Raw genomic sequence first — 25449 nt, 5'->3', positions numbered from 1 at the left:
GGTCGTCGGGGCGTGGCAGCACCGGCGGATGCGTCGTGGCTGCCACCCGACCGGCCCGGGAGACCAGGCCCACCGGTGGCCGCCCCGTTCACCCCGGCGCCGGCGTCCATCGAGGCGGGACCGGCCGCGTCGGTCGCCCCTGCGCCCGGACCGACCGTGGACGGCACACCGTCACGCCCGGCCGGTACGGCTGCGCCATTACGTCCGGCCGGTGCGGTCGCGCCGTCGCGCACCGGCGGTGCGGTCCCGCCGTCGCGGAGGGCAGCTGCGGCTGCGCCGCCACCGACAGGCGGTACGGCAGCGCCGGTGGCGGTAGCCGGCGCGGCAGCGTCGGTCCCGGCCCGGGTCGCGGCGGCAGCCGCGGGCGCGGCGGAAGCCTGGGTGCGTACCGCCGGAGGGCCGGCGGCGGGTGCGGAGCCGGCGGTGGCCGGCGGCGCGTCGGTGCCACCGGGGTGAGCCGACGCTCCATGCGTTCGAGGCGCTGAAGCAGGCCGCCGGTGGAGTCGTCGACGCCGGGCAAGAGCATCCGGGCGCAGATCAGCTCCAGCAGCAGCCGCGGCGCGGTGGTGCCACGCATCTCCACCAGGCCGTCGTGCACGATGTCGGCGCAGCGGGACAGGGTTCCCGGGCCGAGCTGTTGGGCCTGGGCGGCCATCCGCTCGATCTGGTCGTCCGGCCCGTCGATGAGGCCCTTGGCGGCGGCGTCCGGCACCTGCTGGAGCACGATCAGGTCGCGCAGGCGTTCCAGCAGGTCAGCGGCGAACCGGCGGGCGTCGTGCCCGGCCTCGGCGACCCGGTCGACCGTGGCGTACGCGGCTGCACCGTCCCCGGCGGCAAGGGCGTCGCACATCTCGTCGATCAGCGCCGCGTCGGTGACGCCGAGCAGCGCGGCGGCGCGGGCGTAGGTCACACCGTCGGCGCCGGCGCCGGCGATGAGCTGGTCGAGCACGGAGAGGCTGTCCCGGGCGCTGCCGCCACCGGCCCGCACCACGAGGGGAAACACCGCCGGTTCGACCTGCACCCCCTCGGCCTGGGTGAGCTGCTCAAGGTACGGCCGGAGGGTCTTCGGCGGGATCAGCCGGAACGGGTAGTGGTGGGTCCGCGACTTGATCGTCCCGAGGACCTTCTCCGGCTCGGTGGTGGCGAAGATGAACTTGACGTACTCCGGGGGCTCCTCGACCAGCTTGAGCAGGGCGTTGAAGCCGGCCGACGAGACCATGTGCGCCTCGTCGATGACGTAGATCTTGAACCGGCTGTTGGCCGGGGCGAAGAACGCCTTCTCCCGCAGCTCGCGGGCGTCGTCCACACCACCGTGGCTGGCCGCGTCGATCTCGATGACGTCGATCGAGCCGGCCCCGTCGCCGGCCAGCGACCGGCACGAGTCACAGGTGCCGCACGGCTCCGGCGTGGGTCCGTGCTCGCAGTTGAGGGAGCGGGCCAGGATGCGGGCGCTGGAGGTCTTGCCGCAGCCGCGCGGGCCGGAGAAGAGGTATGCGTGGTTGAGCCGCCCGCTGCGCAGCGCCTGCGACAACGGCTCGGTGACGTGCTCCTGTCCGATGACCTCGGCGAAGGTACGCGGCCGGTACTTGCGGTAGAGCGCCAGTGCCACGGCGTCCCGCCTCCTCTCGACCGAGCCATTCTGCGCCGACCCGCCCCGCCTGACCACCCACCCCGCCGGTTTCACGGCGGCGCGGACCAGTGCTGATCAACTCCGTTCCGCGGATACGGCGGCATCGAGGTGCTCGGGACACCGCCACTTCAGCGACCTGGAGTCGATCAACGGCCGCCACCGGGACCCGAGCCGCCACTGGGCAGACCACGCGGGCACGAGACAAAAAGGCCTCCCGTGCACCCGGCAGAGCTCGCTTATCCTTGCTGCCTTCCGGCCCTGGGGAGGTTCACGAGATACCGCCGCACGGGAGGTGGCCCCAGCCTACCCGACCCGTGGAGGATCTTCAGGGGGTGGTGCGGTGGGCGGCCCGGCGCAAACCTGTATCCTGGCTCGCGGAGGATTCGCCTAGAGGCCTAGGGCGCACGCTTGGAAAGCGTGTTGGGTTTACACCCTCACGAGTTCGAATCTCGTATCCTCCGCTGACCTGAGCCGGAAAAACGACAGGGCCGGTCCCCAGAGGACCGGCCCTGAATCGTCTCTGGGGTCTCCGCCGCTCGGGGCGGCGTTTTCCGCTCCGGCACGTCCAGGTCCACACCACCAAGTCGCTGGAACCGTTCGGTGAGCGCCTCGAAGAGATCAGCTCGCGGCGCATCCTCGGCGGCGGCGGCGGTGGTGGTGGTCAGGATGCCCGAATCTCGGCCTCCATGGATCGACCGTGTCGAGCCGCTCGGAGCCGCAGCTCGTCCTTCACCGAATCGTCCAGGTTTCGGATGCTGAGCGCAGCCACCGTCTGACCTCCTTCACGTCAGACGACCCGCTCTGACAGCACGGCTAGCGCGGGCCGCCACGACCCACGTGAGGCCGAAGGCGGGGAACGCGAAGCACCGTCCCCATGAACGGTTGACGTTATATAACGGTGACCGTACTATTGGCCACGTGCAAGAACCTACTTTTCTGATCCTCACTGCCCTGGCCGGGCAGCCGCTGCACGGCTACGGCGTGATCCGGGCGGTCGACGAACTCTCGGCGGGTGAGGTCAAGCTGAGACCCGGCACCCTCTACGGCGCCCTCGACCGGCTGGCCGAGCAGGGTCTGGTCACCGTCGACCGGGAGGAGGCCGTCGAAGGGCGGCTGCGCCGCTACTACCGGCTCAGCGACACCGGTGCCGCCGCGCTCCAGGTCCAGATCGAACGCCTCCGCCGGCACGCCACGGCGGCCGAGACGCAGTTGGGCAAGCGTCTCGGCGGCGCGCTGAGCTTCGGCACGGTGACCGGATGACCGCCGCCTGGCCGGCCCCCGACCGCAGCACCACTGCCTGGCCGACCGCCGACCGCAATCTGGAGCGTGGCTACCGCACGCTGCTGCTCGCCTATCCGCGCCGGCACCGCCGACGGCACGGCACCGAGGTGGTCACCACGCTGCTGGAGATGGCGACACCGGGCCAGCGCCGTCCGCGTGCCGGCGAGGCCATGCACCTGATCGCCAGCGGCCTGCGGCTGCGCTTCCGGCTGCCGGCCGGTCGGCCGTTCATGGCGATCGCGGCGCTGCTCACCGCGTTGACCATGGGCGGCTTCGGTGCCGCCGCCGGCTCCTGGCTCGGCGCCCAGACGTTCGCGGACCTGCCCGACGACGCCGCCATGACCCGCCTCACCCAGCAGGCCGGCGTAGAGGATGGCCCGGACAACTACTCCTACACGGCGTCGCCGTGGGCCGCCGAAACGGCCTTCGCGAGCGGTTCGGTGGACGGCACCTGGGACGCCGAGCAGGTCCGGCAGCGGTTCGCCGCCGACGGCTGGTCGGTCTCCGGCCTGACCCCGAGCAGCGGCGGGGGGAGCATCTTCCACGATGACGGCTCGATCAGTTATGTTCCGTTACACGGCGCACGGTTCACCGCCAAGGCCAACGGCCTGATCGTCGATATAGACGGCTTAGCCCCTGCAGACCCCGGTTTCGTCGCCACAAGCACAGGCCACGTCGGGGTCAATGTGTCGCCGGAGCGCACCGCCGCGTTCCTGCCCCTGGTCGTCATCGGCACCACCGTCGGGCTGCTCGCCGGCTGGCTGGTCGCGGCAGCCGTCGGGTACCGGATGGTCGCCGTGTCCCCCGGGCCACGTCGCGCTGCCGCCGGGCTCTGGGGCATGTCCCTGGTATTGGCGCTGCCGGCGGTCGCTTTCTACGGCAACGTCATGCGGGTCTTCCGGTACGACCACGCGGACGGCTATCCCGCCCTCACCGTGCACAGTGCCTTCACGCCCGGCGGGTACTACCCGTTCGGCCCGTCCTGGCTGGTGCTCGGTCTGAGTGCCGCCGGGCTCATGCTCGCCGTCGCCACGACCCTCGTCGCCCGGCCGGGCGAGCAACCACCACAGCAGGCCGTCAAGCCGGTCTGAGGTGCGACAACGGGGGCAGGGCCGTTCCGACCGGGAGCGGCCCCTGGTCACACGCCAGGTCCGTCCCGGTCCGGCTCCCCCGGCGGTACGCGGACAGTCTCCTCACCCCCGCGCACGCGCCCGGGACACGAAGCGGTCGAACGTCCCAGCCGACGTCACGTCACCGACCTACGCGGCGGCCTCCATCGACCGGCGCCGTCACCCGACCCCTCCTCGCGCCCATGATCCGCACAACTTCGGGGATGTTGCTGGCTCAGCATCGCAAGGAGGCAGCACGAACAGGGAAGTTGCGCGGATCATGGCGAGATCACGGCGTCGGCGGTCGGCGACGATGAGTGGGCAGGCGATACTGACCGTGGAAGAACGTGCGCCCGGTAGACGCTCTCCGGCTAGCAGTCGGTCGACCTGATCAGGGAGGTGGCGCAGTCATGGAGCTGAGCGGAGCCACGAGGCTGAGCGGAGCCACGAGGCTGCACGGCGCACGGTGGCGCACCAGCAGCCGCAGCAACGGCGGCACCTGCGTCGAGGTCGCCGGCAACCTACCCGGCCTGGTCGGCGTACGCGACTCGAAGGACCCGAGCGGCCCGGCGCTGGTCTTCACCCCGACCGCCTGGCGCGCGTTCGTCGGCGAGCTGTCGACCCGACACTGACCTCCGTCGTACACATGTTCTATCCACAGCCTGTGGAGGCGGGTTGAGTTACCAGCTCAGCGCGGTCATCGCGGACGCCGGGCGGTTGCGGGAGGAGACCCGCGAGCTGGACCATGCCGTCGTCGGCGAGCTGCGGCAGGACTTTGCGCTGCTGCCGGTGACGCCGCAACTCGTGCAGGAACTGACCGGTACACCACCGGACTACCTGGTCGAGGAGCCCGGCCCGGAGCATCCGTTCACGCTGGCGCTCTCCCCGACGCTGACCGAGGTGCTGGCCCGCTGGTCGCGGCACGGCCCGCTGGCGTACGTCGAGGCGGAGTTCGCCGGTGGTGCCGGGCACCAGGCGGCGGCGGTCTGGTTGGGCGGCGCGCTGGCCTGGGGGCCTCGCTTCGACGCGGCGTTCGACGGGCCGCGCCCGCAGTGGCCGATCAACGCCGCGCTCAGCGAGCTGGGCGTGGAGCCGGGCCGGTGGATCGACCCCTTCGCCGAGCTGGGCCTGCACGTCGAACGGAGCACCGAAGGGTGGCTCGCGCACGGGCGTCGCGGGCTGAGCGCCGACTACTGGGACGAGTTGGCCGACGAATGGGAGACCCGGCAATAACCTCCGCGCCCCCGGCACGTTGGTGACTGGGGGATTCCATGAAATTGCGACAATTCGGCTTCATCGCCGCACTGCTTCTTGCTGCCTCGTTCACGGGCAGCGGACCCATGCCACCAGGCCTCATCGCCGTGCCCGAACCCGTCGCGGCGGTCGGCATCGTCGACCTCGATGGCCTGACCGACGTCGACTTCGGCGACACGGAAACCGAGTTGGCCCGGCGTGGCATACTCCGCACCGACGTCGACGGCTGCGGCCCGACGCTGGCCGGACACGACATGATCAGCCCGATATTCATCGAGGACCGGCTGGTGCTGCTCTGGGTCGGCGACCCGGTCCGCACCCCGGAGGGCATCGCGGCCGGCACACCGATCGCCGAGGTCAAGGCCAGCTATCCGGCGGTACGCCAGCTCCGCGCTCCACAGGGGACGTACCGCTTCGACGGGCTGCTCGCCCGCGACGGCGACCGGGCGTACCTCTTCCTGCACGACGGCCACACCGTCCGCAAGGTCATCGCCGGGTACGCCGACTGGGCGCACCGCCTCTTCGTCGAGGGCCACGGCCCCTGCTGAGCCTGCATCCTCACGAAACGCCCGGCCGATCCTCACGGACCGTGCCGGGCGTTCTCGCTGCTGACGAGCGGTGGCGGAGGGATTTGAACCCTCGGAGGGCGTAAACCCTCACACGCTTTCGAGGCGTGCTCCTTAGGCCGCTCGGACACGCCACCGCCGAACAGGCTACAGGACCACCGGTTCCGACGCCGAACCGGTCCCGGCCGGGCCGGCCTGGCAGGATCTCCGCCATGAGTACGCACATCGGCGCGAAGCCGGGCGAGATTGCCGAGCGGGTCCTGATGCCGGGTGACCCCCTGCGGGCCAAGTGGATCGCGGAGACCTACCTGGAAGGCGCGGACTGCTACTCGACGGTCCGGGGGATGCTGGGCTTCACCGGCCGCTGGAACGGCGTCGAGGTCTCCGTGCAGGGCTCCGGGATGGGCATGCCATCGGCCTCGATCTACGCACACGAGTTGGTCAACGAGTACGGCGTGAAGTCGCTGATCCGGGTCGGCTCGTGTGGCGCCCTCACCGAGGATCTTCAGCTCCGTGACGTGATCGCCGCGATCGGGTCGTCCACCGACTCGAACATGAACCGGATGCGCTTCGACGGGCTGATCGACTACGCCCCGGTCGCCGATTTCGGGCTGCTGCGTACCTCGGTGGAGGTGGCCGAGCGGCGCGGCATCTCGATGCGGGTCGGGCCGATCCTGGCCGCGGACGCCTTCTACACCGACCGGCCGGACCTCTACGACCGCCTTGCCGAGTACGGCGTGCTGGCGGTGGAGATGGAGTCGGCCGCGCTCTACACCATCGCCGCCCGGTTCAGGGCCCGCGCCCTGACGCTGTTGACGGTGAGCGACCACATCAAGACGGGCGAGAAGACCACCTCGCAGGAGCGCGAGCAGACCTTCAGCCAGATGGTCGAGATCGCCTTGGACACGATCACCGCCTGATCGGGCCGACATCGGGTGACGACGATCACCCGAAGAATTAATACGACCGGTCGGTCTTTTTCAGTAGGGTCACCACATGACCCCCCTCGACGGCCGGCTCGCCCGCGGTGAGCGCACCCGCACCGCCGTGCTGGACGCCGCCGTCAGCCTCGCCTCCGCCAGCGGTCTCGACGGGCTCTCCCTCGGGCACCTCGCCGACTCCCTCGGCGTCAGCAAGTCCGGCCTGTTCGCGCACTGGCGCTCCAAGGAGGCGCTACAACTCGCCACCATCGACCGGGCCGTCGCGCAGTGGCAGGAACGGATCATCGGCCCGGCACTGCGCGCGCCCCGGGGCGTCCGCCGGATCCGGACGCTGCACGAGGCCCGTGTCGACTTCTACGCCGGCCGGGTGCTGCCCGGCGGCTGTTTCTTCGCCACCACCGAGTTCGAGTTCAACGCCCGACCCGGCGCGGTCCGGGACCGCCTCACCGAAGTCTTCGCGGCCTGGACGGCGTTCCTGGAGCGGCTCGTCGCCGAGTCGGTCGAGCTCGGCGAGTTGCCGGCGGGGACGGACGTGGCCCTGCTGGCGTACGAGATCGACGCGTTCGGGATCGCCGCCGCCATGCGCTCCCGGCTGCTGGACCCGGCGGCCACCTACCGGCACGCCCGCCTCGCGGTGCTGGGCCGCCTGCGGGCGCTCTGCCCCGACCTCACCCTCCTACCGGAAGGCCCGTCATGAGTCACGCCGTCGACGAACAGCCCGCCGTCGAGTACGGACACGTCGAGCATGCCCTGGTGCACTTCGACGACCTCGACGCCCTCGGCATCCTGCACAACGCCCGGTACGCGCTGCTGCTGGAGCGGGCACTGACCGCCTACTGGTCCATGCACGGCATCTCCTACCAGGGTGCCCGGGGCAGTGCGCCCGACCTGTTCCACGCGGTACGCGAGTTCGCCATCACGTACCACGCGCCGATCACCGGCACCGGCCCGGTCGCCGTGCACTTCTGGCTGGAGCACTTCGGCACCAGCAGCGCCAAGTACGCCTTCCGGTTCCACTCGCCCTGCGGCGCCACGCTGTATGCGGAGGGTCGCCGGGCGATCGTCCGGCTGGACCAGGCCACGTTGCGGCCGGCCCCGTGGACGGATGCCGCCCGGGCGGTGGCCGCCACGCTGCTCCGCCCGGCCGCCTGACGGGACCTCAGCGGAAGAAGGCGCGCAGGACGGCGGCGTTCTCGGTCCCCAGCACACCGCCGTACACCTCGGGGCGGTGGTTGAGCCGGCGGTCGCGCAACACGTCCCAGAGGGAGCCGGCGGCACCGGTCTTCGGCTCCCAGGCGCCGAAGACCACTGTCGAAACCCGGGCCAGCACCAACGCGCCGGCGCACATGGTGCAGGGTTCGAGGGTCACGACCAGGGTGCAGCCGTCCAACCGCCACCGGCCCAGCAGCTGCGCCGCCCGGCGCAACGCCAGCACCTCGGCGTGGGCAGTCGGGTCGCCGGTCAACTCCCGTTCGTTGCGGCCGATCGCCAACTCGGCACCGTCCGGCCCGTAGACCACCGCGCCCACCGGCACATCGCCCGCCGCGCCGTCATCGTCCCTGGCGGTCCCGGTCCCGGTGCCGGCAGCCGGCACCGGAGCGCCGCCACCCGGGGCCGCCGAACCGGCGCCGGGCACCGCGCCGTCCGGACCGGTCACCGCGACTTCGAGGGCTCGGCGCATCCAGAGTTCGTGCCGCTGCCGCCGGCCGGTGCCGGTCGGGTCGGCCAGTCCCTCGTCCGCCCCGGCCCGGCCCGGCCGAGCGAGCCGGGTGTGGGCTGCCCCGGCCGCACCGTCCCCAACGCCGGGTCGGTCACGTCAGCCGGCTCAGCACCGCCAACCGGCCCGGCACCAACCGGGTCAGACCTCACGCAGTTCCTCGACGTCGTCGACGCAGCCCAGCACCTGGCAGATCTCGGCGGTGACGTCTGCCGGCATCATCCCCTCGCGGGCGCAGAGCGAGAGCAGCCGCTGCGCGGGGATGCCCAGGTCGGTGAGGAGGTCCGCCTCGCCGACCGGGTCGGCCTCGGGATCGACGGCCGGCTGCTCGGTGTCGTCGCCACTCGCGACGGCCGGACGCGCCTCCTCGGTGTCGTCCAGCCCGGTGACCGACGTCTTGAGGTCACCGACCAGCAGGGCGCCCAGTCGGGATTCCTCCGCGTACGCCGAGTCGGAGCCGAAGACCCGCAGGTCCTCCCCCTCGTCGAGACGCAGGATGACCAGGTAGGTGTCGTCCGCCTCGACGAACAGCAACGACAGGTCGGCCTCGGCAGCGACGTCGCGCAGCCGCTCGGCCACCTCGTCGACGTCGGCGGCGCCCCGCAGGTTCAGCTCGGCGGCCGTCCAGCCACCCTTCTCGCGCACCACGGCCGCAGCGAAGTACGACACGGTTCCCCCAAGTTGCCTCGGCACAGCACACGCCGACCCGTTACGCGTGCACGTTAGCCGGTCGGGTCGGCGGGCGACCGGTCAACGCCCCGAAGGGCCGGTCATTCCTGGGGAAGTATCTCCGACCCGCTCAGCCGGCGAGGCGGCGGCGGGTGGCGATCAGCTGGCGCAGTCGCTCCGTGCGGGCGCGTTGTGGCCGTTCCCGTTCGCGTGCCGCGCGCGCGTCGGCCAGCTGCGCCAGAAGCTGGAGGCGGCGGCGGCTGCGATCCGGATCCAGCCGCGGAGTCGTCCAGGCCATACCGGGAGCGTGCCGAGTTACCGCGATCGAGTCAAGACGGGTTTCGGTGCCGGCCCGACCACGCAACGCAGTCACCGGCGACGGGTCACCAGAGGGGCCAGTCACCGCTGGTCACCCAGCGGGTGGCCAACGCGGCGGCGGCGATGCTCCAGCCGCCGGCGGTGACGATCGCGATGCCGGCGGCCACCCCCCGGTCGCCGTACCGGACCAGGACCAGGGCGGCGAACCAGGCCACACCACCGGCGAGCAGCGTCCACCAGGCGTACCCGGCGAGGCTGCGCCCGAGCAGGCCGAAGAGGACCAGCCAGGCGAGCGTCCCGGCGGCTCCCGCCGCGACACCGGCGCCGCCGACCGGGTTCGGTTCCCGGTAGGTGGGGCGCGGGGGTCGCCCGGAGGGGAACAGGCCGGACGGGTTGTACGGCATCATCGGCGCCCCACTCCTCCCCCGCATGGACGGCTGTCCGTTCAACGTACCGAGTCTGTCAGGATGACCGCGTGGTCTCGCTGACGATCGGACGCCGCCCGGCGTACGCGGTGCTGGTGCTCGTGCCGCTGCTCGCCGCCGGTTGCGGTGCGGGTGGTTCGCCTTCGGCGGCCGGCCCGACGGCCGCGACCAGCGCACCGGCCGCGGCCGACCCGACGCCCGACGCCGCCGACCAACCGGCACCGACGGCGACGCCGGCCCCCGGCGGGCTTGCGCACATCTTTCCGGTACGCGCGAAGAAGGTGGCGTACCACCCGACCCATTCGGCGTATCCGGGGACGGACATCTTCGCCGACTGCGGTGAACCGGTCGTCGCGGTCACCGACGGCACGATCGGTGAGGTCAGTAGGCGCGACCGGTACGACAAGCGCGGCCCGCAGGGACCGTACAACGGCGGCCTGTCGGTGTCGGTCATCGGCGACGACGGGGTGCGTTACTACGGCTCACACCTGACCGAGATCGCCGAGGGCATCGACCCGGGGGTACGGGTGCGGGCCGGCCAGCAGGTCGGCACGCTGGGCCGGACGGGCAACGCCAACAACGTCTGTCACCTGCACTTCGGCATCTCCCCGCCGTGCCTCGGTGAGGACGGCTGGTGGATCCGGCGGGGCGTCGTCTGGCCGGCGAAGTACCTCGACTCGTGGCGCCGGGGTGGCAACCGCGAGCCGGCGGCCGAGGTCGCCGCCTGGCACCGCCGGCACGGCTGCCCGGAGAAGCCGCCCGCGCGCTAGCCGGGACGTCCGGTCCGGCGTCATCCGCGTTTCATCAGTCCGAAACATTGACGCAGGTCTTGCCGGTGAACTAGCGTCCGGTTAAGACCTGGGAGAGCGCTCTCTCAGGCAATTAACCTCTCAATTCCGACGAAGCGTGCGCCGACCCGGCGCGGCCGGGCCGGCACGCGATGGAGGAAAGATGAAACCTCCCGTCCCACGCCGCCCCCAACGCCGGATCCTGGCCGCCACCGCCGCCGCGGCCCTCGTCCTCGGCGGGCTGGCCGTCACCGCCACCTCCGCGGCACAGGCCGCACCGGTCGGTGCCGGCAGCTACACCACCACCCCCGTCGGCCCGCTCCCGGGCGGCTGCGGCAACATCACCACCGACCCCCGGCAGTTCGCCACGGCCGAGGCGCCACCGGGGCCGGTGCCGACCAACGACTGGTGGTCATCGCTGCTGTGGAAGCGCCTGAACTGCGCCTTCAGCGAACCGCTGCACGCGCACCCGGTGTCGTACCAACCGGTCACCGACGGGCTCGGCTTCTCCGCCACCTCCACAGCCACCATCACCGGCACCGCGACCGGCGTGGGTGAGTTCAAATATCCCTACGTCGAGGACATCCGGGTCGGCGTGGCCGGTCTCGGCGCACCCAACGTGCAGGTCGCCGACTGGACGGACTGGACGGTCACCCCGTACTGGAGCGACGGGGCGCAGACCTTGCGCGCCACCATCGGCCACGGGCTGCCCTTCGCGTACTTCCGGACCACCGGCGGCGACGCGGTGATCAACGCGACCGGCGGCAGCCCCGCGGTCTGGTCCAACAACGGGACCACCATCGGCTTCACCGTCCGGGGCCACGACTACGTCGCGTACGCGCCGGCCGGTGCCAGCTGGACCGTCAGCGGCAACCGGATCAGTTCCACCCTCGCCGGCCGCGGGTACTTCTCCGTGGCGCTGCTGCCGACCACCGGCGACAGCGCGACCCGCGCCCAACTCGCCACCAGCTACGGCCGGTACGCGCACGCGCACGTCACCGGCACCCGCGTCGCCTACACGTACGACCCGGCGACCAGCCGGGTGGAGACCCGGTACACCTTCACCACCACGCCCCGCGAGGGCACCGAGACGCGGACCGTGGTCAGCCTCTACCCGCACCAGTGGAAGGCCCTGGCCGGCGCCACCCCGATCGCACCGACCTACCCGTCGGCCCGCGGCCGGATGAAGGTGGTCACCGGCGTCGGCGAGTTCCGCACCTCGATGCGGTTCCACGGCGTACTGCCGGAGTTGCCCGCCGTCGCCACCGGGTCCGGCGCCGACCTGACCACGCTGCGGCAACACCTGGCCGCGGTGCGGAGCAACCCGCTGGACCAGCGCGGCGGGGACACCTACTGGACCGGCAAGGGGCTCGGCCGGGCGGCCCGGATCGCCGAGATCGCGGACCTGGTCGGCGACGTCGAGACGCGCACCTCCGCGCTGAACGCCATCCGGTCCACGCTCAACGACTGGCTCACCGCCTCCGCCGGCGAGACCGAACGCCTCTTCTACTACGACGAGCGGTGGGGCACGCTGATCGGCTACCCGGCCTCGTACGGCTCCGACCAGGAACTCAACGACCATCACTTCCACTACGGCTACTACATCGCCGCCGCCGCGACGCTTGCCAAGTTCGATCCCGCCTGGGCCGGCCAGGAGCAGTACGGCGGCATGATCGACCTGCTGATCCGGGACGCCAACAACTACGACCGGGCGGACACCCGCTTCCCGTACCTGCGCGACTTCGACATCTACGCCGGCCACGACTGGGCCTCCGGGCACGGCGCGTTCGCCAGTGGCAACAACCAGGAGTCGTCGTCCGAGGGGATGAACTTCGCCAACGCCCTCATCCAGTGGGGGCAGGCCACCGGGAACACCGCCGTGCGGGATGCCGGCGTCTTCCTCTACACCACCCAGGCGGCGGCGATCCACGAGTACTGGTTCGACGTCGACGACGAGAACTTCCCGGCCGCGTTCGGGCACTCCAACGTGGGCATGGTCTGGGGCGACGGTGGGGCGTACGCCACCTGGTTCAGTGCCGAGCCGGAGATGATCCAGGGCATCAACCTGCTGCCGATCACCGGTGGGCACCTCTACCTGGGCTACCACCCGAACGACAACTCGATCAAATACCAGGAACTGGTCCGCAACAACGGCGGCGAGCCGACGGTGTGGCAGGACATCCACTGGCAGTTCCTGGCCCTCGGTGACGCCGACGCCGCCCTGGCCAAGCTGCGGGCCAACCCCGGCTACCCGCCGGAGGAGGGCGAGAGCCGGGCACACACCTTCCACTGGGTCCGCAACCTGGCCGCCCTCGGCCGGGTCGACACCGGGATCACCGCCGACCACCCGCTGGCCGCCGTGTTCAACCGGGGCGGAGCCCGCACCTACGTGGCCAGCAACATCTCCGGCACACCGCTGACCGTACGGTTCTCCGACGGCACGCAGCTGAACGTCGCACCCGGGCGCACCACCACCAGCGGCGCGCACTCCTGGAGCGGTGGCAGCGGTGGCGGTGGCGTCGAGCCCACCCCGACGCCCACCCCGACGCCCACCCCGACGCCCACCCCGACGCCCACCCCGACGCCCACCCCGACGCCCACCCCGACGCCCACGCCGACGCCCACCGATCCGCCGCCGACCGACCAGCCGGTCCGCTACCTGCTGTCCGGCGGCGGCCTGGGCGCGGTCGGCACCGCCGGCACCACGACGGTGGCCGGTGCCGCGGGCACCAACCACGACGGGACGCCGACCAACCCGGTGGTGTTCACCGCGACCGGGCTGAACCTGAACCACAACGGCGGGCAGACCGCGTTCGACCTCTTCCTCGACGCCGGCCAGGCGGTCGCCAACGGGGTGCAGGCGCGGATCTCCTACGACCTGACCGGTGACGGGAGCTGGGAGCGGACGGAGACGTACCGCTACTTCGCCACCGACCCGGTGCCGGGCTGGGAGCACTACACCCAGTCGGCCGGGCTGCACTCCAGCACCGGCTCCCTGGCCAACCTGCGTGGCGGCACCGTGCGGGTGGAGGTCTGGTCCGCGATCGGAACCAACCCCACCACCCTCGGTGTCGGTGACCGTTCGCTCGTACGGCTGCCGTACGCCTGATCCCTCGTACCGACACCCGCGCCGCCGGTCGTCCCGCGACCGGCGGCGCGGGCGCGTATTTTGCAGGGCATGAGCGAGCGCCAGCGAGCGGATCATCGACGCGATGCGTTGGTGCCCCAGGACGGCACGCGGCGCGGCGGAGTGCCGTCATGAGCCGCGATCCCATCGCCGACCTGCGCCGGATCGCCTTCCTGCTGGAACGGGCGAACGAGGCCACCTACCGGGTGCGCGCCTTCCGCTCGGCGGCGAGAGCGCTGGCCGCCCTGCCGGGCAGGAGGTGGCCGAACGAGCCCGCGCCGGCAAGCTCACCGAGTTGGCCGGGGTCGGCGACGTCACGGCCCGCTGCGTGGCCGAGTCGCTGGCCGGCGAGGAGCCGGTCTACCTGCGCCGGCTGGTCGCCACCGAGGGCACCGACCTGGACGCGGAGGCCGCCGGCCTGCGTACCGCCCTGCGCGGCGACTGCCACACCCACTCCGACTGGTCGGACGGCGGGTCACCGATCGAGGAGATGGCGCTGGCCGCGGTCGAGCTGGGGCACGAGTATCTGGTGCTGACCGACCACTCGCCTCGGCTGAAGGTGGCTCGGGGACTGACCGCGGACCGGCTGCGCCGCCAGCTCGACCAGGTGGCGAAGCTGAACGAGGCGCTGCCGGAGGGGTTCCGCGTTCTCACCGGCATCGAGGTGGACATCCTCGCCGACGGCTCGCTGGACCAGGACGAGGAGTTGCTGGCCCGGCTGGACGTGGTGGTCGGGTCGGTGCACAGCGGGCTGAACGACGACCGGTCGAAGATGACCCGCCGGATGGTGACCGCGGTCACCAACCCGAACCTGGACATCCTCGGCCACTGCACGGGCCGGATGGTGTCGTCCCGGCCGGCCGGGGTGACCGGCCCCGGCGATCGGGGGCACCGGGCCCGGAGCCGCCCGGAGAGCGACTTCGACGCCGACGCGGTCTTCGAAGCCTGCGTGGAGCACGGCACCGCCGTGGAGATCAACTCCCGTCCGGAGCGGCAGGACCCGCCGAAACGGTTGATCCGGCGGGCGCTGGAGGCCGGCTGCGTCTTCGCCATCAACACCGACGCACACGCTCCGGGTCAGCTCGACTGGCAACGCTTCGGCTGCGAACGGGCGGCCCGCTGCGGCGTCCCCGCCGACCGTGTGATCAACACCTGGCCGGCGGGCGATCTGATCGCCTGGACGCGCTCCTGATCCTGCTCGGCGGGCGAAGGGCCGGCCGCCCGACCGGTCAGCGGGCGGCGGACTCGGCGAGCGCCCGCCGGTCCACCGCGGCGGCCACCGGTCGTCGCCGCCCGACCAGGCCCTGCGACACGGCGACGCCGAGCAGCACGATCAGCGCACCGACCGGCTGGTGCCAGGTCAGCCGCTCGCCGAGCACGACGGCGCCGATCAGCACCGCGAAGACCGGGATCAGATAGGTCACGGTGGACGCGGTGGACGCTCCGACGATCCGGATGTTGCGCAGGTGGATCACGAAGGCCAGCCCGGTGCCGAGGGCGCCGAGCGCCAGCACGGCCGCGAGCACCCGGGGTGACAGCGCCGTCGGCAGCGGCGGCGGGCCGGCCACCAGCGGCGCCACGATGGCGAGCTGCACGGTGGCGACCACGAGTTGCGCGGCCGACAGGGACAACCCGGACAGCGTGCGGCCGGCGATGAACCTCTTCTGGTACGGGATGGCCAGGCCGTAGCAGGCGGCAGCGCCGAAGCACATCAACTGGCCGGCGAAGTGCGCCCCGCCGACGCCCTGCCAGACGCCGAGCACCACCGTCACCCCGGCGAAGCCGAGCCCCAGCCCGACGGCACCGCGGGCGGTCAGCCGTTCGGTGCGGAAGACCAGGACCGCCAGCGGCAGCACGACCAGCGGGGTGGTGGCGTTCCAGATGCCGGCGAGCATCGACTCCACCCGCTGTTCGCCGTAGCCGAAGAGGGTGAACGGCAACGCCACGCCGAGGCCGGCGACGACCGCGAGGTGGCCCCAGACCCGCGGATCGCGAGGCAGCCGGTCACGCACCACCACGAGCACGACGAGCAGGGTCAGCGCGCCGGCGGCGACCCGGTAGAGGGTGAGGTGCAGTGGGTGCAGCTCCGCCACCCCGACCTTGATGAACAGGAAGCTGGAGCCCCAGATCGCGGCGAGGCCGACGAAGCCGGGCAGCCAGCTCCGCAGCGCCGGCCGGTCAGGGGTGAAGTCCGCTGTCACCCCTGACACTCTGCTCCTCGGGTGCGACATTGTCCGGCGGATTTCCGCCGCCGTGTCGCGCACCACAGAAGCCACCTACATTGGTAGGGCGTTGACCGACCGAGGAGGTGTATCCGTGGCGATGCCGACGCGCGTCGACCCGGCCGACCTGCTGCCCTGACCGGCCGGTCGCGGCATCGGCCGGGGCGCCTCGCGTAGGGTTCACAGCGTGGGACAAATCGACGACCTCGCGAACCGCTACGTGGCCGACTGGGCCGCGTCGAGCCCGACCGGCGCCACCTACGCCGGCATCGCCGGCTACGACGACCAGTTGGACGATCTCTCGCCGGACGGGTACGCGGCCCGCGCCGAGCTGACCCGGCGCACCCTGGCCGACCTCGACGCCACACAGCCGGACACCGAGGCCGAGCGCACCGCCCGGGAGGCGATGCAGGAACGGCTCGGCCTCGAACTCGACCGGTACTCCGCGGGCGAGACAACCAGCGAGGTCAGCGTCATCACCAGCGGGCTGCACGACATCCGGATGGTCTTCGACCTGATGCCGACCGAGGGAGACGAGGCACGGGCCAACATCGCCGCCCGGTTGAACCTCTTCTCCGGCACGCTGGACGGGTACAAGACGACGTTGCGTGCGGCGGCGAGCGCCGGACGGGTCAGCTCGCGGGCGCAGTTGCTGGAGGTGGCCAAACAGTGTGACGCCTGGGTGGACCCGGACGGCGACAACATCTTCCACGGGCTGGTGGAGCGACTCGGCGCCGATGGCACACTCGATGCCGACCTGCGCCGGGGGGCGGCGGCGGCCACCGCGGCGACCGCCGAGTTCGGGCAGTTCCTGCGCACCGAGTTGGCCCCGCTCGGCCGGGACAAGCAGGCCGCCGGGCGGGAGCGCTACGAGCTGGCATCGCAGTACTTCCTCGGCGCCCGGATCGACCTCGACGAGGCGTACGCCTGGGGGTTCGCGGAGCTGGCCCGGCTGGAAGCCGACATGCGGACGGTGGCCGCGCAGATCGTCGGCCCCGGCGCCACCATCGACGAGGCGGTGGCCGCGCTGGACGCCGACCCGGCGCGCACCATCCGGGGCAGGGACGCCTTCCGCGACTGGATGCAGGAGCTGGCCGACCAGGCGATCAGCGACCTGAACGGCACCCACTTCGACATCCCCGAGCAGGTCCGCCGCATCGAGTGCAAGCTCGCGCCGACCAGCGACGGCTCCATCTACTACACCGGCCCGAGCGAGGACTTCGCCCGGCCCGGCCGGATGTGGTGGGCGGTGCCGCCGGGCCTGACCGACTTCTCCACCTGGCGCGAGGTGACCACCGTCTACCACGAGGGGGTCCCCGGGCATCATCTGCAGATCGGGCAGACCGCGGTCCGAGCCGAGTTGCTCAACCGCTGGCAGCGGCTGCTCTGCTGGGTCTCCGGTCACGGCGAGGGCTGGGCGCTGTACGCCGAGCGACTGATGGACGAGCTGGGTTACCTGGACGATCCGGGCAACAAGCTCGGCATGCTGGACGGCCAGGCGTTCCGGGCGGCCCGGGTGATCGTCGACATCGGGATGCACCTGGAGCTGGAGATTCCCAAGGACAACCCGTTCGACTTCCGTCCGGGTGAGCGCTGGACGCCGGAGCTGGGTTGGGAGTTCCTGCGGGCACACTGCCGGGTGCCGGACGAGATACTGCGCTTCGAGCTCAACCGCTACCTGGGCTGGCCGGGACAGGCGCCGTCGTACAAGGTGGGCGAGCGGATCTGGCTCCAGGCCCGGGATGAGGCGAAGGCCCGCAAGGGTGCCGACTTCGACCTGCGGGCGTTCCACCGGCAGGCGCTCGACCTCGGCGGGCTCGGGCTGGATCCGCTACGCCGGGCGCTGGCCCGACTCTGACGGGACCTCTCGTTCGCCGGTCGGGTTGCGAGCGTACGGGCCGCTGCTTGCGGAGAGTCACCGAGGGGACGCGCCCCGGCGATCGTAGCCAGCAAACGCGATGAGCAGCGGGGCACCGGATCCCGGTGGCGCCCCGCGTTGGCTACCGTAGTTGTCTTCCGGGCTGGGGGTCCCGGCTCCGCATGTGGTATGTCCCTAAGAGGTAGTTGTGACGCTGTACGGCGAAGAACGCCCACCGCCCGCCGACGACCGGCCCACCGTGCAGGTGAAGGCGGTCAGCTGGCCGGTCGAAGAACCGGTACGGCCCGCCCCGGCCGTTCCGCCGGGCGGCGGGCGCTTCCGATCCCGCCGGTTCCGGATCCTGCTCGCCTCCGGTGTGGCCACCGCCGTACTGGCCTCCGTCGGCGCGGTCGCCGTCTGGGCGTACGCGGGTGACGTGCCCCGGGGTACCAGGGTGCTGGGCACCGAGCTCGGTGGGCGCAGCCGGACCGATGCCGTCCGGCAGCTGCGGGCGCAGTTGGACCGGCGCGCGGCCGAACTCGCCGCCCCCATCCAGGTACGCGTGGGCGAGCGGACGGCCGAGATCGACCCGGCCGAGGTAGGGCTCACGGTCGACGTGGGCGCCACCGTGGCCGCGGCGGCGGCGACCGACGCGCATGCCGTGGACCGGCTGGTCGGCTCGCGGGAGGTCGAACCGGTGGTCTCGGTCGACGTACCGAAGCTGGAGGCCGCGCTTGAGGAACTCGTCGGCGACCAGGGCCGAAAGATGACCATGCCGGCCATCACTTTCGCCGGCACCAAACCGGAGGTGCGTTACCCGAAGCCGAGCCTCACCGTCGACCCGGAGCATTCCGCACAGGTCGTCAAGGCGGGCTGGCTGAGCGGGCAGCCGGTGACGGTGCCGCTGGTGGAGAAGCACCCGGCCACTTCGGCCGACGAGGTGGATCGCCTGGTCGCCGAGCTGGCCGAGCCGGCTGTGGCGGCGCCGGTCGAGCTGACCACGGAGCGGGGTTCGGTGACGATCCCGCCGGAGGCGATAGCCAAGGGCCTCCGCTTCAAGGCGGACAAGACCGGCGAGCTGACGGCCGGCGTCGACGTGAAGCGGCTGCGGTCCGCGCTGGGCAGCAAGCTCGCAGCGGTCGAGGTGCCCGCGAAGAACGCCGCCATGACCATCTCCGGCGGCAAGCCGAAGGTCACCGGCGGGCGTCCGGGCCAGCAGGTGGACGCCAGCAAGCTCGGCGAGGACCTGCTGGCCGTCCTGCCGCGCATCGGGGACCGTACGGTTTCCGCCGATCTCAAGCCGGTGCAGCCGAAGCTCACCGCGGAGAAGCTCCGCGGGCTGGGGATCAAGGAGAAGGTCGCCTCCTTCACCACCAACTTCACCGGTGGGCTCTCGTCACCGCGCAGCCAGAACATCGTGACGATCGCCAACGACGTGAAGGGCACCGTGGTGCTGCCCGGCGACACGTTCTCGCTGAACGGCCACACCGGCGAGCGCGGCTACGCGCAGGGCTATCGCGACGCGCCGGTCATTCTGGACGGGAAGCTGGTGCCGGGCGTGGGCGGCGGCACCTCCCAGTTCACCACCACCCTGTTCAACGCCACCTACTACGCCGGACTGGAGGATGTCGAGCACAAGCCACACTCGTACTACTTCAGCCGCTACCCGGCGGTCATCGAGTCGACCATCTTCTGGCCCAACCTCGACTTCAAGTTCCGCAACAACACCGACTACGGCGTCCTGATCGACACCTCCTACACGGGCAGTTCCGTGACGGTGTCGATCTGGAGCACGAAGATCTGGGACAGCGTCAAGACGGAGTACGGCCCCCGACGGAACATCACCTCGCCGAAGACGGTGTACCTGGACCCGGGACCGACCTGCATACCCGCCAACGGCAGTCAGGGCTTCACCCAGGACGCCTTCCGGGTCATCAAGAAAGGCGGGAAGGTCGTCAAGCGGGAGAAGTTCACGTGGGCCTACAGCGCGGAGCCGCGCTTCATCTGCGCCAGGCGGCCTTCCTGACGCCCGTCGGGCAGTCAGCTTCGCACGGCCCCGCCTGCGCACCGCCCCGGCGGGGCCGTTCCATCCGGTACCCCAGGCTGACCGGGCCCGCGCGTTTCACGGTGTGGTGTGGGAATGCGTTCAGGGCCACCCCTTTGGGGGGGTGGCCCTGAACGGGAAGTGTGTCCGGCGGTGTCCTACTCTCCCACACCCTCCCGGGTGCAGTACCATCGGCGCTGGAGGGCTTAGCTTCCGGGTTCGGAATGTGACCGGGCGTTTCCCCTCCGCCATGACCGCCGTAACCTTATCAACATGTCAAACAACACCACACCAACCTGCCGGCGGGTTTGTTTGTTTGTTGTGAGTTACACAGTGGACGCGAGCAGAATCTTCGTGAGCAAGTCCTCGGCCTATTAGTACCGGTCAACTGAACCCGTTACCGGGCTTACATTTCCGGCCTATCAACCCAGTCGTCTAGCTGGGGGCCTTACCCCACCAAAGGTGGGTGGGATACCTCATCTTGAAGCAGGCTTCCCGCTTAGATGCTTTCAGCGGTTATCCCTTCCGAACGTAGCTAACCAGCCGTGCCCCTGGCGGGACAACTGGCACACCAGAGGTTCGTCCGTCCCGGTCCTCTCGTACTAGGGACAGCCCTTCTCAAGTATCCTACGCGCACGGCGGATAGGGACCGAACTGTCTCACGACGTTCTAAACCCAGCTCGCGTACCGCTTTAATGGGCGAACAGCCCAACCCTTGGGACCTGCTACAGCCCCAGGATGCGACGAGCCGACATCGAGGTGCCAAACCATCCCGTCGATATGGACTCTTGGGGAAGATCAGCCTGTTATCCCCGGGGTACCTTTTATCCGTTGAGCGACACCGCTTCCACACGCAAGTGCCGGATCACTAGTCCCGACTTTCGTCCCTGCTCGACCCGTCAGTCTCACAGTCAAGCTCCCTTGTGTACTTGCACTCAACACCTGATTGCCAACCAGGCTGAGGGAACCTTTGGGCGCCTCCGTTACCTTTTAGGAGGCAACCGCCCCAGTTAAACTACCCACCAGACACTGTCCCTGAACCGGATAACGGTCCGAAGTTAGAAACCCGAATCAACCAGAGTGGTATTTCAAGATTGCCTCCACACATACTGGCGTATGCACTTCACCGGCTCCCACCTATCCTACACAAGCTAACTCAGATACCAATGTCAAGCTATAGTAAAGGTCCCGGGGTCTTTCCGTCCTGCCGCGCGTAACGAGCATCTTTACTCGTACTGCAATTTCGCCGGGCCTGTGGTTGAGACAGTGGGGAAGTCGTTACGCCATTCGTGCAGGTCGGAACTTACCCGACAAGGAATTTCGCTACCTTAGGATGGTTATAGTTACCACCGCCGTTTACTGGCGCTTAAGTTCTCCGCTTCGCCCCCGAAAGAACTAACAGGTCCCCTTAACGTTCCAGCACCGGGCAGGCGTCAGTCCATATACATCGAATTACTTCTTCGCATGGACCTGTGTTTTTAGTAAACAGTCGCTTCCCCCTGCTCTCTGCGGCCATACAACGCTCCACCCGCACGGGGCTTCACGTCTCCGGCCCCCCTTCTCCCTAAGTTACGGGGGCAATTTGCCGAGTTCCTTAACCACAGTTCGCCCGATCGCCTCGGTATTCTCTACCTGACCACCTGTGTCGGTTTGGGGTACGGGCCGCTCAGAACTCGCTAGAGGCTTTTCTCGGCAGCATAGGATCACTGACTTCACCTGAATCGGCTCGGCATCACGTCTCAGCCTTCATGCACCACGGATTTGCCTATGATGCGGCCTACACGCTTACCCCGGCACAACCACCGGCCGGGCTCAGCTACCTTCCTGCGTCACCCCATCGCTTGACTACTACCCGCCAGGTTCCCACGCTCCCCACCCTCAACCCGAAGGCCTTGGACAGTTCGGATGGTTAGCACAACGAAGTTCATCACGGGCGCTCCTTCGCGGGTACGGGAATATCAACCCGTTGTCCATCGACTACGCCTCTCGGCCTCGCCTTAGGTCCCGACTCACCCAGGGCGGATTAACCTGGCCCTGGAACCCTTGGTCATCCGGCGGAAGGGTTTCTCACCCTTCTTTCGCTACTCATGCCTGCATTCTCACTCGTGCCGCGTCCACAACTGGGTCACCCCGCTGCTTCACCCCCGGCACGACGCTCCCCTACCCACCCACACACCTGGATGCGCCCCCAAAGAGACACACCAAGTCACATGTGAATGCCACAGCTTCGGCGGTGTGCTTGAGCCCCGCTACATTGTCGGCGCGGAACCACTTGACCAGTGAGCTATTACGCACTCTTTAAAGGATGGCTGCTTCTAAGCCAACCTCCTGGTTGTCTATGCGACCCCACATCCTTTTCCACTTAGCACACGCTTAGGGGCCTTAGCTGGTGATCTGGGCTGTTTCCCTCTCGACTACGAAGCTTATCCCCCGCAGTCTCACTGCCGCGCTCTCACTTACCGGCATTCGGAGTTTGGCTGATTTCGGTAAGCTTGTAGGCCCCCTAGACCATCCAGTGCTCTACCTCCGGCAAGAAACACACGACGCTGCACCTAAATGCATTTCGGGGAGAACCAGCTATCACGGAGTTTGATTGGCCTTTCACCCCTAACCACAGGTCATCCCCCAACTTTTCAACGTTGGTGGGTTCGGCCCTCCACACGGTCTTACCCGCGCTTCAGCCTGCCCATGGCTAGATCACTCCGCTTCGGGTCTAGAACATGCGACTCAAACGCCCTCTTCAGACTCGCTTTCGCTACGGCTCCCCCACACGGGTTAACCTCGCCACATGCCACTAACTCGCAGGCTCATTCTTCAAAAGGCACGCCGTCACCCCGCAAGGCTCCGACGGATTGTAGGCGAACGGTTTCAGGTACTATTTCACTCCCCTCCCGGGGTACTTTTCACCATTCCCTCACGGTACTCGTCCGCTATCGGTCACCAGGAAGTATTTAGGCTTACCAGGTGGTCCTGGCAGATTCACGGCAGATTTCAGGAGTCCGCCGCTACTCGGGAACACCCACAGAAGACCAGCTGCTTTAACCTACCGGACTATCACCGTCTACGGTCAGCCATTCCAGACCATTCAGCTAACAACTGGCTTTATCACTCCTCACACGAGTGTCAGCCCGTGTCGCAGGGTCCCACAACCCCGACCACGCAACCCCTGACAGGTATCACACGCAACCGGTTTAGCCTCAATCCGCTTTCGCTCGCCACTACTCACGGAATCACTATTTGTTTTCTCTTCCTACGGGTACTGAGATGTTTCACTTCCCCGCGTTCCCTCCACACACCCTATGAGTTCAGGTGCAGGTGACACCACATGACTGATGCCGGGTTACCCCATTCGGACACCCTGGGATCACAGCTCGGTTGACAGCTCCCCCAGGCCTATCGCGGCCTCCCACGTCCTTCATCGGCTCCTGGTGCCAAGGCATCCACCGTTCGCCCTTGACAACTTGACCACAAAGATGCTCGCGTCCACTGTGCAATTCTCAACAAACAACCAACCCACAACCCACCACCCCACACCAGCCCGACAACCGCCGGCGGTATGCGAGACAAGGCCATGCCTGGCAACCACACCAAAACCACAAAAAGGGCCTCAGCATCGGTTCCGAAGAAACCAACCCCACAGGATTGTTCCTTCAGGACCCAACAGGGTGCTCTCCGCCATCCCCAGCCGCACCAAACCCCCCGTTCCACACCAACCCCGAAAGATCAGCAGTACTAGAAGAACCCGGCCGTTGCCGAAGAAAAACTCACCAGTGTCTCCGCCATCCGAGCACCCCGACCCAACATCCGCAGGCCGCGGGCCCCATACCAGCTTTCGCCGGATGGTGCTCCTTAGAAAGGAGGTGATCCAGCCGCACCTTCCGGTACGGCTACCTTGTTACGACTTCGTCCCAATCGCCAGCCCCACCTTCGACGGCTCCCTCCCACAAGGGGTTGGGCCACCGGCTTCGGGTGTTGCCGACTTTCGTGACGTGACGGGCGGTGTGTACAAGGCCCGGGAACGTATTCACCGCAGCGTTGCTGATCTGCGATTACTAGCGACTCCGACTTCACGGGGTCGAGTTGCAGACCCCGATCCGAACTGAGACCGGCTTTTTGGGATTCGCTCCACCTCACGGTATCGCAGCCCATTGTACCGGCCATTGTAGCATGCGTGAAGCCCTGGACATAAGGGGCATGATGACTTGACGTCATCCCCACCTTCCTCCGAGTTGACCCCGGCAGTCTTCGATGAGTCCCCGCCATAACGCGCTGGCAACATCGAACGAGGGTTGCGCTCGTTGCGGGACTTAACCCAACATCTCACGACACGAGCTGACGACAGCCATGCACCACCTGTCACCGGCCCCGAAGGACCCCACATCTCTGCAGGATTTCCGGCGATGTCAAACCCAGGTAAGGTTCTTCGCGTTGCATCGAATTAATCCGCATGCTCCGCCGCTTGTGCGGGCCCCCGTCAATTCCTTTGAGTTTTAGCCTTGCGGCCGTACTCCCCAGGCGGGGCGCTTAATGCGTTAGCTGCGGCACAGAGAACCGGAGAGGCCCCCCACACCTAGCGCCCAACGTTTACAGCGTGGACTACCAGGGTATCTAATCCTGTTCGCTCCCCACGCTTTCGCTCCTCAGCGTCAGTATCGGCCCAGAGACCCGCCTTCGCCACCGGTGTTCCTCCTGATATCTGCGCATTTCACCGCTACACCAGGAATTCCAGTCTCCCCTACCGAACTCTAGCCTGCCCGTATCGACTGCAAGCCCGCAGTTGAGCCACGGGTTTTCACAGTCGACGCGACAAGCCGCCTACGAGCTCTTTACGCCCAATAAATCCGGACAACGCTCGCGCCCTACGTCTTACCGCGGCTGCTGGCACGTAGTTGGCCGGCGCTTCTTCTGCAGGTACCGTCACTCACGCTTCGTCCCTGCTGAAAGAGGTTTACAACCCGAAGGCCGTCATCCCTCACGCGGCGTCGCTGCATCAGGCTTCCGCCCATTGTGCAATATTCCCCACTGCTGCCTCCCGTAGGAGTCTGGGCCGTGTCTCAGTCCCAGTGTGGCCGGTCGCCCTCTCAGGCCGGCTACCCGTCGTCGCCTTGGTAGGCCATCACCCCACCAACAAGCTGATAGGCCGCGAGCCCATCCCAAGCCGAAAAACTTTCCACCACCAACCATGCGGCCAACAGTGAATATTCGGTATTAGCCCCGGTTTCCCGGGGTTATCCCAAAGCCTAGGGCAGGTTGCTCACGTGTTACTCACCCGTTCGCCGCTCGAGTACCCCGAAAGGCCTTTCCGCTCGACTTGCATGTGTTAAGCACGCCGCCAGCGTTCGTCCTGAGCCAGGATCAAACTCTCCAACAAAAACCTGTCGAAACAGCCATCCCAGCAACAAACAAAAACATCTGCTGCCAAAAGAAAACCCGAACCAAACAGACCACAACAGCCCATCCAGCCCAAGCCACAAAACAATTGGCACTGGCATATCAAGCA

Annotated in this window: 19 protein-coding genes, 2 tRNA genes, 3 rRNA genes, 1 other RNA gene and 1 pseudogene; 14 read left to right on the top strand and 12 right to left on the bottom strand. The window is 68.8% G+C overall.

The window, feature by feature from the left end; genetic code table 11:
- Positions 1-88 precede the first annotated feature (88 nt).
- Together KIF24_RS32030 and ffs are read right to left on the bottom strand one after the other, a co-directional pair.
- Positions 89-1609: a DNA polymerase III subunit gamma and tau gene (locus KIF24_RS32030; protein WP_331460977.1), complete on the bottom strand. Its 1521-nt coding sequence runs from the start codon at positions 1607-1609 to the stop codon at positions 89-91.
- A 226-nt stretch (positions 1610-1835) separates the two neighbouring features.
- Positions 1836-1925: signal recognition particle sRNA small type (gene ffs / locus KIF24_RS00870), an RNA gene on the bottom strand.
- An 81-nt stretch (positions 1926-2006) separates the two neighbouring features.
- Between ffs and KIF24_RS00865 the strand changes: the two genes are divergently transcribed.
- A tRNA-Ser gene (locus KIF24_RS00865) sits at positions 2007-2091 on the top strand.
- Positions 2092-2291: 200 nt separating this feature from the next.
- Here KIF24_RS00865 and KIF24_RS34880 read toward each other — a convergent pair.
- The gene (locus tag KIF24_RS34880) at positions 2292-2363 is read right to left on the bottom strand and encodes a FitA-like ribbon-helix-helix domain-containing protein (protein ID WP_407939883.1); all 72 of its coding nucleotides are present in this window, start codon (positions 2361-2363) and stop codon (positions 2292-2294) included.
- Positions 2364-2548: 185 nt separating this feature from the next.
- Between KIF24_RS34880 and KIF24_RS00860 the strand changes: the two genes are divergently transcribed.
- From KIF24_RS00860 to KIF24_RS00840, 5 genes are all read left to right on the top strand, one after another.
- Positions 2549-2890 carry a PadR family transcriptional regulator gene (locus KIF24_RS00860; RefSeq protein WP_221082328.1) on the top strand — a complete coding sequence of 114 codons (342 nt, stop codon included), beginning with the start codon at positions 2549-2551 and terminating at the stop codon, positions 2888-2890.
- A complete protein-coding gene (locus tag KIF24_RS00855) occupies positions 2887-4002 on the top strand; it encodes a hypothetical protein (RefSeq protein WP_221082327.1) in 1116 nt (371 codons plus the stop codon). Before KIF24_RS00860 ends, KIF24_RS00855 begins: the two co-directional genes overlap by 4 nt.
- Positions 4003-4430: 428 nt before the next feature.
- On the top strand, positions 4431-4652 hold the full coding sequence (locus KIF24_RS00850; protein WP_221082326.1) for a DUF397 domain-containing protein: 222 nt from the start codon (positions 4431-4433) through the stop codon (positions 4650-4652).
- Positions 4653-4695: 43 nt separating this feature from the next.
- The gene (locus KIF24_RS00845; RefSeq protein WP_221082325.1) at positions 4696-5253 is read left to right on the top strand and encodes a hypothetical protein; all 558 of its coding nucleotides are present in this window, start codon (positions 4696-4698) and stop codon (positions 5251-5253) included.
- A 38-nt stretch (positions 5254-5291) separates the two neighbouring features.
- The gene (locus KIF24_RS00840; protein WP_221082324.1) at positions 5292-5822 is read left to right on the top strand and encodes a hypothetical protein; all 531 of its coding nucleotides are present in this window, start codon (positions 5292-5294) and stop codon (positions 5820-5822) included.
- 68 nt (positions 5823-5890) lie between these two features.
- Here the strand turns inward: KIF24_RS00840 and KIF24_RS00835 are convergent.
- Positions 5891-5977: transfer RNA gene (locus KIF24_RS00835), tRNA-Ser, on the bottom strand.
- Between the two features lie 75 nt (positions 5978-6052).
- On the opposite strand from KIF24_RS00835, the gene deoD reads away from it, so the two are divergent.
- From deoD to KIF24_RS00820, 3 genes are all read left to right on the top strand, one after another.
- Positions 6053-6760 (top strand): purine-nucleoside phosphorylase, encoded by a 708-nt coding sequence (gene deoD / locus KIF24_RS00830; RefSeq protein ID WP_221082323.1) that lies wholly within the window; start codon positions 6053-6055, stop codon positions 6758-6760.
- Between the two features lie 76 nt (positions 6761-6836).
- Positions 6837-7478, top strand: a complete 642-nt coding sequence (locus KIF24_RS00825; protein ID WP_221082322.1) for a TetR/AcrR family transcriptional regulator — start codon at positions 6837-6839, stop codon at positions 7476-7478.
- Positions 7475-7933 (top strand): acyl-CoA thioesterase, encoded by a 459-nt coding sequence (locus KIF24_RS00820; protein ID WP_221082321.1) that lies wholly within the window; start codon positions 7475-7477, stop codon positions 7931-7933. The genes KIF24_RS00825 and KIF24_RS00820 overlap by 4 nt, the downstream gene beginning before the upstream one ends.
- Before the next feature lie 7 nt (positions 7934-7940).
- On the opposite strand, the gene KIF24_RS00815 is transcribed toward KIF24_RS00820, so the two are convergent.
- The 4 genes from KIF24_RS00815 to KIF24_RS00800 form a co-directional block, all read right to left on the bottom strand.
- Positions 7941-8462 (bottom strand): nucleoside deaminase, encoded by a 522-nt coding sequence (locus KIF24_RS00815; protein WP_221082320.1) that lies wholly within the window; start codon positions 8460-8462, stop codon positions 7941-7943.
- Positions 8463-8639: 177 nt separating this feature from the next.
- Positions 8640-9167 carry a tRNA adenosine deaminase-associated protein gene (locus tag KIF24_RS00810; RefSeq protein WP_221082319.1) on the bottom strand — a complete coding sequence of 176 codons (528 nt, stop codon included), beginning with the start codon at positions 9165-9167 and terminating at the stop codon, positions 8640-8642.
- A 130-nt stretch (positions 9168-9297) separates the two neighbouring features.
- The gene (locus tag KIF24_RS00805; RefSeq protein ID WP_221082318.1) at positions 9298-9465 is read right to left on the bottom strand and encodes a hypothetical protein; all 168 of its coding nucleotides are present in this window, start codon (positions 9463-9465) and stop codon (positions 9298-9300) included.
- A gap of 85 nt (positions 9466-9550) precedes the next feature.
- Complete coding sequence (locus KIF24_RS00800) at positions 9551-9892, bottom strand: hypothetical protein (RefSeq protein WP_221082317.1); 342 nt, start codon at positions 9890-9892, stop codon at positions 9551-9553.
- A 68-nt stretch (positions 9893-9960) separates the two neighbouring features.
- Here KIF24_RS00800 and KIF24_RS00795 point away from each other — a divergent pair, with 68 nt between their 5' ends.
- From KIF24_RS00795 to KIF24_RS00785, 3 genes and pseudogenes are all read left to right on the top strand, one after another.
- The gene (locus tag KIF24_RS00795; protein ID WP_221082316.1) at positions 9961-10680 is read left to right on the top strand and encodes a M23 family metallopeptidase; all 720 of its coding nucleotides are present in this window, start codon (positions 9961-9963) and stop codon (positions 10678-10680) included.
- A gap of 181 nt (positions 10681-10861) precedes the next feature.
- Positions 10862-13807, top strand: a complete 2946-nt coding sequence (locus tag KIF24_RS00790) for a glycosyl hydrolase (protein ID WP_221082315.1) — start codon at positions 10862-10864, stop codon at positions 13805-13807.
- A 149-nt stretch (positions 13808-13956) separates the two neighbouring features.
- A pseudogene (locus tag KIF24_RS00785) lies at positions 13957-15017 on the top strand (PHP domain-containing protein).
- A 37-nt stretch (positions 15018-15054) separates the two neighbouring features.
- Here the strand turns inward: KIF24_RS00785 and KIF24_RS00780 are convergent.
- A complete protein-coding gene (locus tag KIF24_RS00780; protein ID WP_230414910.1) occupies positions 15055-16056 on the bottom strand; it encodes a DMT family transporter in 1002 nt (333 codons plus the stop codon).
- Positions 16057-16234: 178 nt separating this feature from the next.
- Between KIF24_RS00780 and KIF24_RS00775 the strand changes: the two genes are divergently transcribed.
- Both KIF24_RS00775 and KIF24_RS00770 read left to right on the top strand, forming a co-directional pair.
- Complete coding sequence (locus KIF24_RS00775) at positions 16235-17905, top strand: DUF885 domain-containing protein (RefSeq protein ID WP_221082313.1); 1671 nt, start codon at positions 16235-16237, stop codon at positions 17903-17905.
- Positions 17906-18113: 208 nt separating this feature from the next.
- Positions 18114-19931 (top strand): VanW family protein, encoded by a 1818-nt coding sequence (locus KIF24_RS00770; RefSeq protein WP_221082312.1) that lies wholly within the window; start codon positions 18114-18116, stop codon positions 19929-19931.
- 163 nt (positions 19932-20094) lie between these two features.
- Here the strand turns inward: KIF24_RS00770 and rrf are convergent.
- The 3 genes from rrf to KIF24_RS00755 all read right to left on the bottom strand — a co-directional run bounded on the left by rrf (position 20095) and on the right by KIF24_RS00755 (position 25320).
- Positions 20095-20211 (bottom strand): 5S ribosomal RNA (rrf, locus tag KIF24_RS00765).
- 92 nt (positions 20212-20303) lie between these two features.
- Positions 20304-23416, bottom strand: a 23S ribosomal RNA gene (locus tag KIF24_RS00760).
- 386 nt (positions 23417-23802) lie between these two features.
- Positions 23803-25320, bottom strand: a 16S ribosomal RNA gene (locus KIF24_RS00755).
- The 16S, 23S and 5S rRNA genes sit together here, the layout of an rRNA operon.
- Positions 25321-25449 lie beyond the last annotated feature (129 nt).

Source organism: Micromonospora tarapacensis (assembly GCF_019697375.1).
GTDB lineage: Bacteria > Actinomycetota > Actinomycetes > Mycobacteriales > Micromonosporaceae > Micromonospora > Micromonospora tarapacensis.
This window is presented reverse-complemented; position numbering and strand designations above follow the sequence as displayed.

Excerpts from the sequence above, each read along its gene's own strand:
- KIF24_RS00855 (WP_221082327.1), top strand. The coding sequence starts at position 2,887 with ATGACCGCCGCCTGGCCGGCCCCCGACCGCAGCACCACTGCCTGGCCG.
- KIF24_RS00850 (WP_221082326.1), top strand. The coding sequence starts at position 4,431 with ATGGAGCTGAGCGGAGCCACGAGGCTGAGCGGAGCCACGAGGCTGCAC.
- KIF24_RS00840 (WP_221082324.1), top strand. The coding sequence starts at position 5,292 with ATGAAATTGCGACAATTCGGCTTCATCGCCGCACTGCTTCTTGCTGCC.
- deoD (WP_221082323.1), top strand. The coding sequence starts at position 6,053 with ATGAGTACGCACATCGGCGCGAAGCCGGGCGAGATTGCCGAGCGGGTC.
- KIF24_RS00825 (WP_221082322.1), top strand. The coding sequence starts at position 6,837 with ATGACCCCCCTCGACGGCCGGCTCGCCCGCGGTGAGCGCACCCGCACC.
- KIF24_RS00820 (WP_221082321.1), top strand. The coding sequence starts at position 7,475 with ATGAGTCACGCCGTCGACGAACAGCCCGCCGTCGAGTACGGACACGTC.
- KIF24_RS00815 (WP_221082320.1), bottom strand. The coding sequence starts at position 8,462 with ATGCGCCGAGCCCTCGAAGTCGCGGTGACCGGTCCGGACGGCGCGGTG.
- KIF24_RS00805 (WP_221082318.1), bottom strand. The coding sequence starts at position 9,465 with ATGGCCTGGACGACTCCGCGGCTGGATCCGGATCGCAGCCGCCGCCGC.
- KIF24_RS00800 (WP_221082317.1), bottom strand. The coding sequence starts at position 9,892 with ATGATGCCGTACAACCCGTCCGGCCTGTTCCCCTCCGGGCGACCCCCG.
- KIF24_RS00790 (WP_221082315.1), top strand. The coding sequence starts at position 10,862 with ATGAAACCTCCCGTCCCACGCCGCCCCCAACGCCGGATCCTGGCCGCC.
- KIF24_RS00780 (WP_230414910.1), bottom strand. The coding sequence starts at position 16,056 with ATGTCGCACCCGAGGAGCAGAGTGTCAGGGGTGACAGCGGACTTCACC.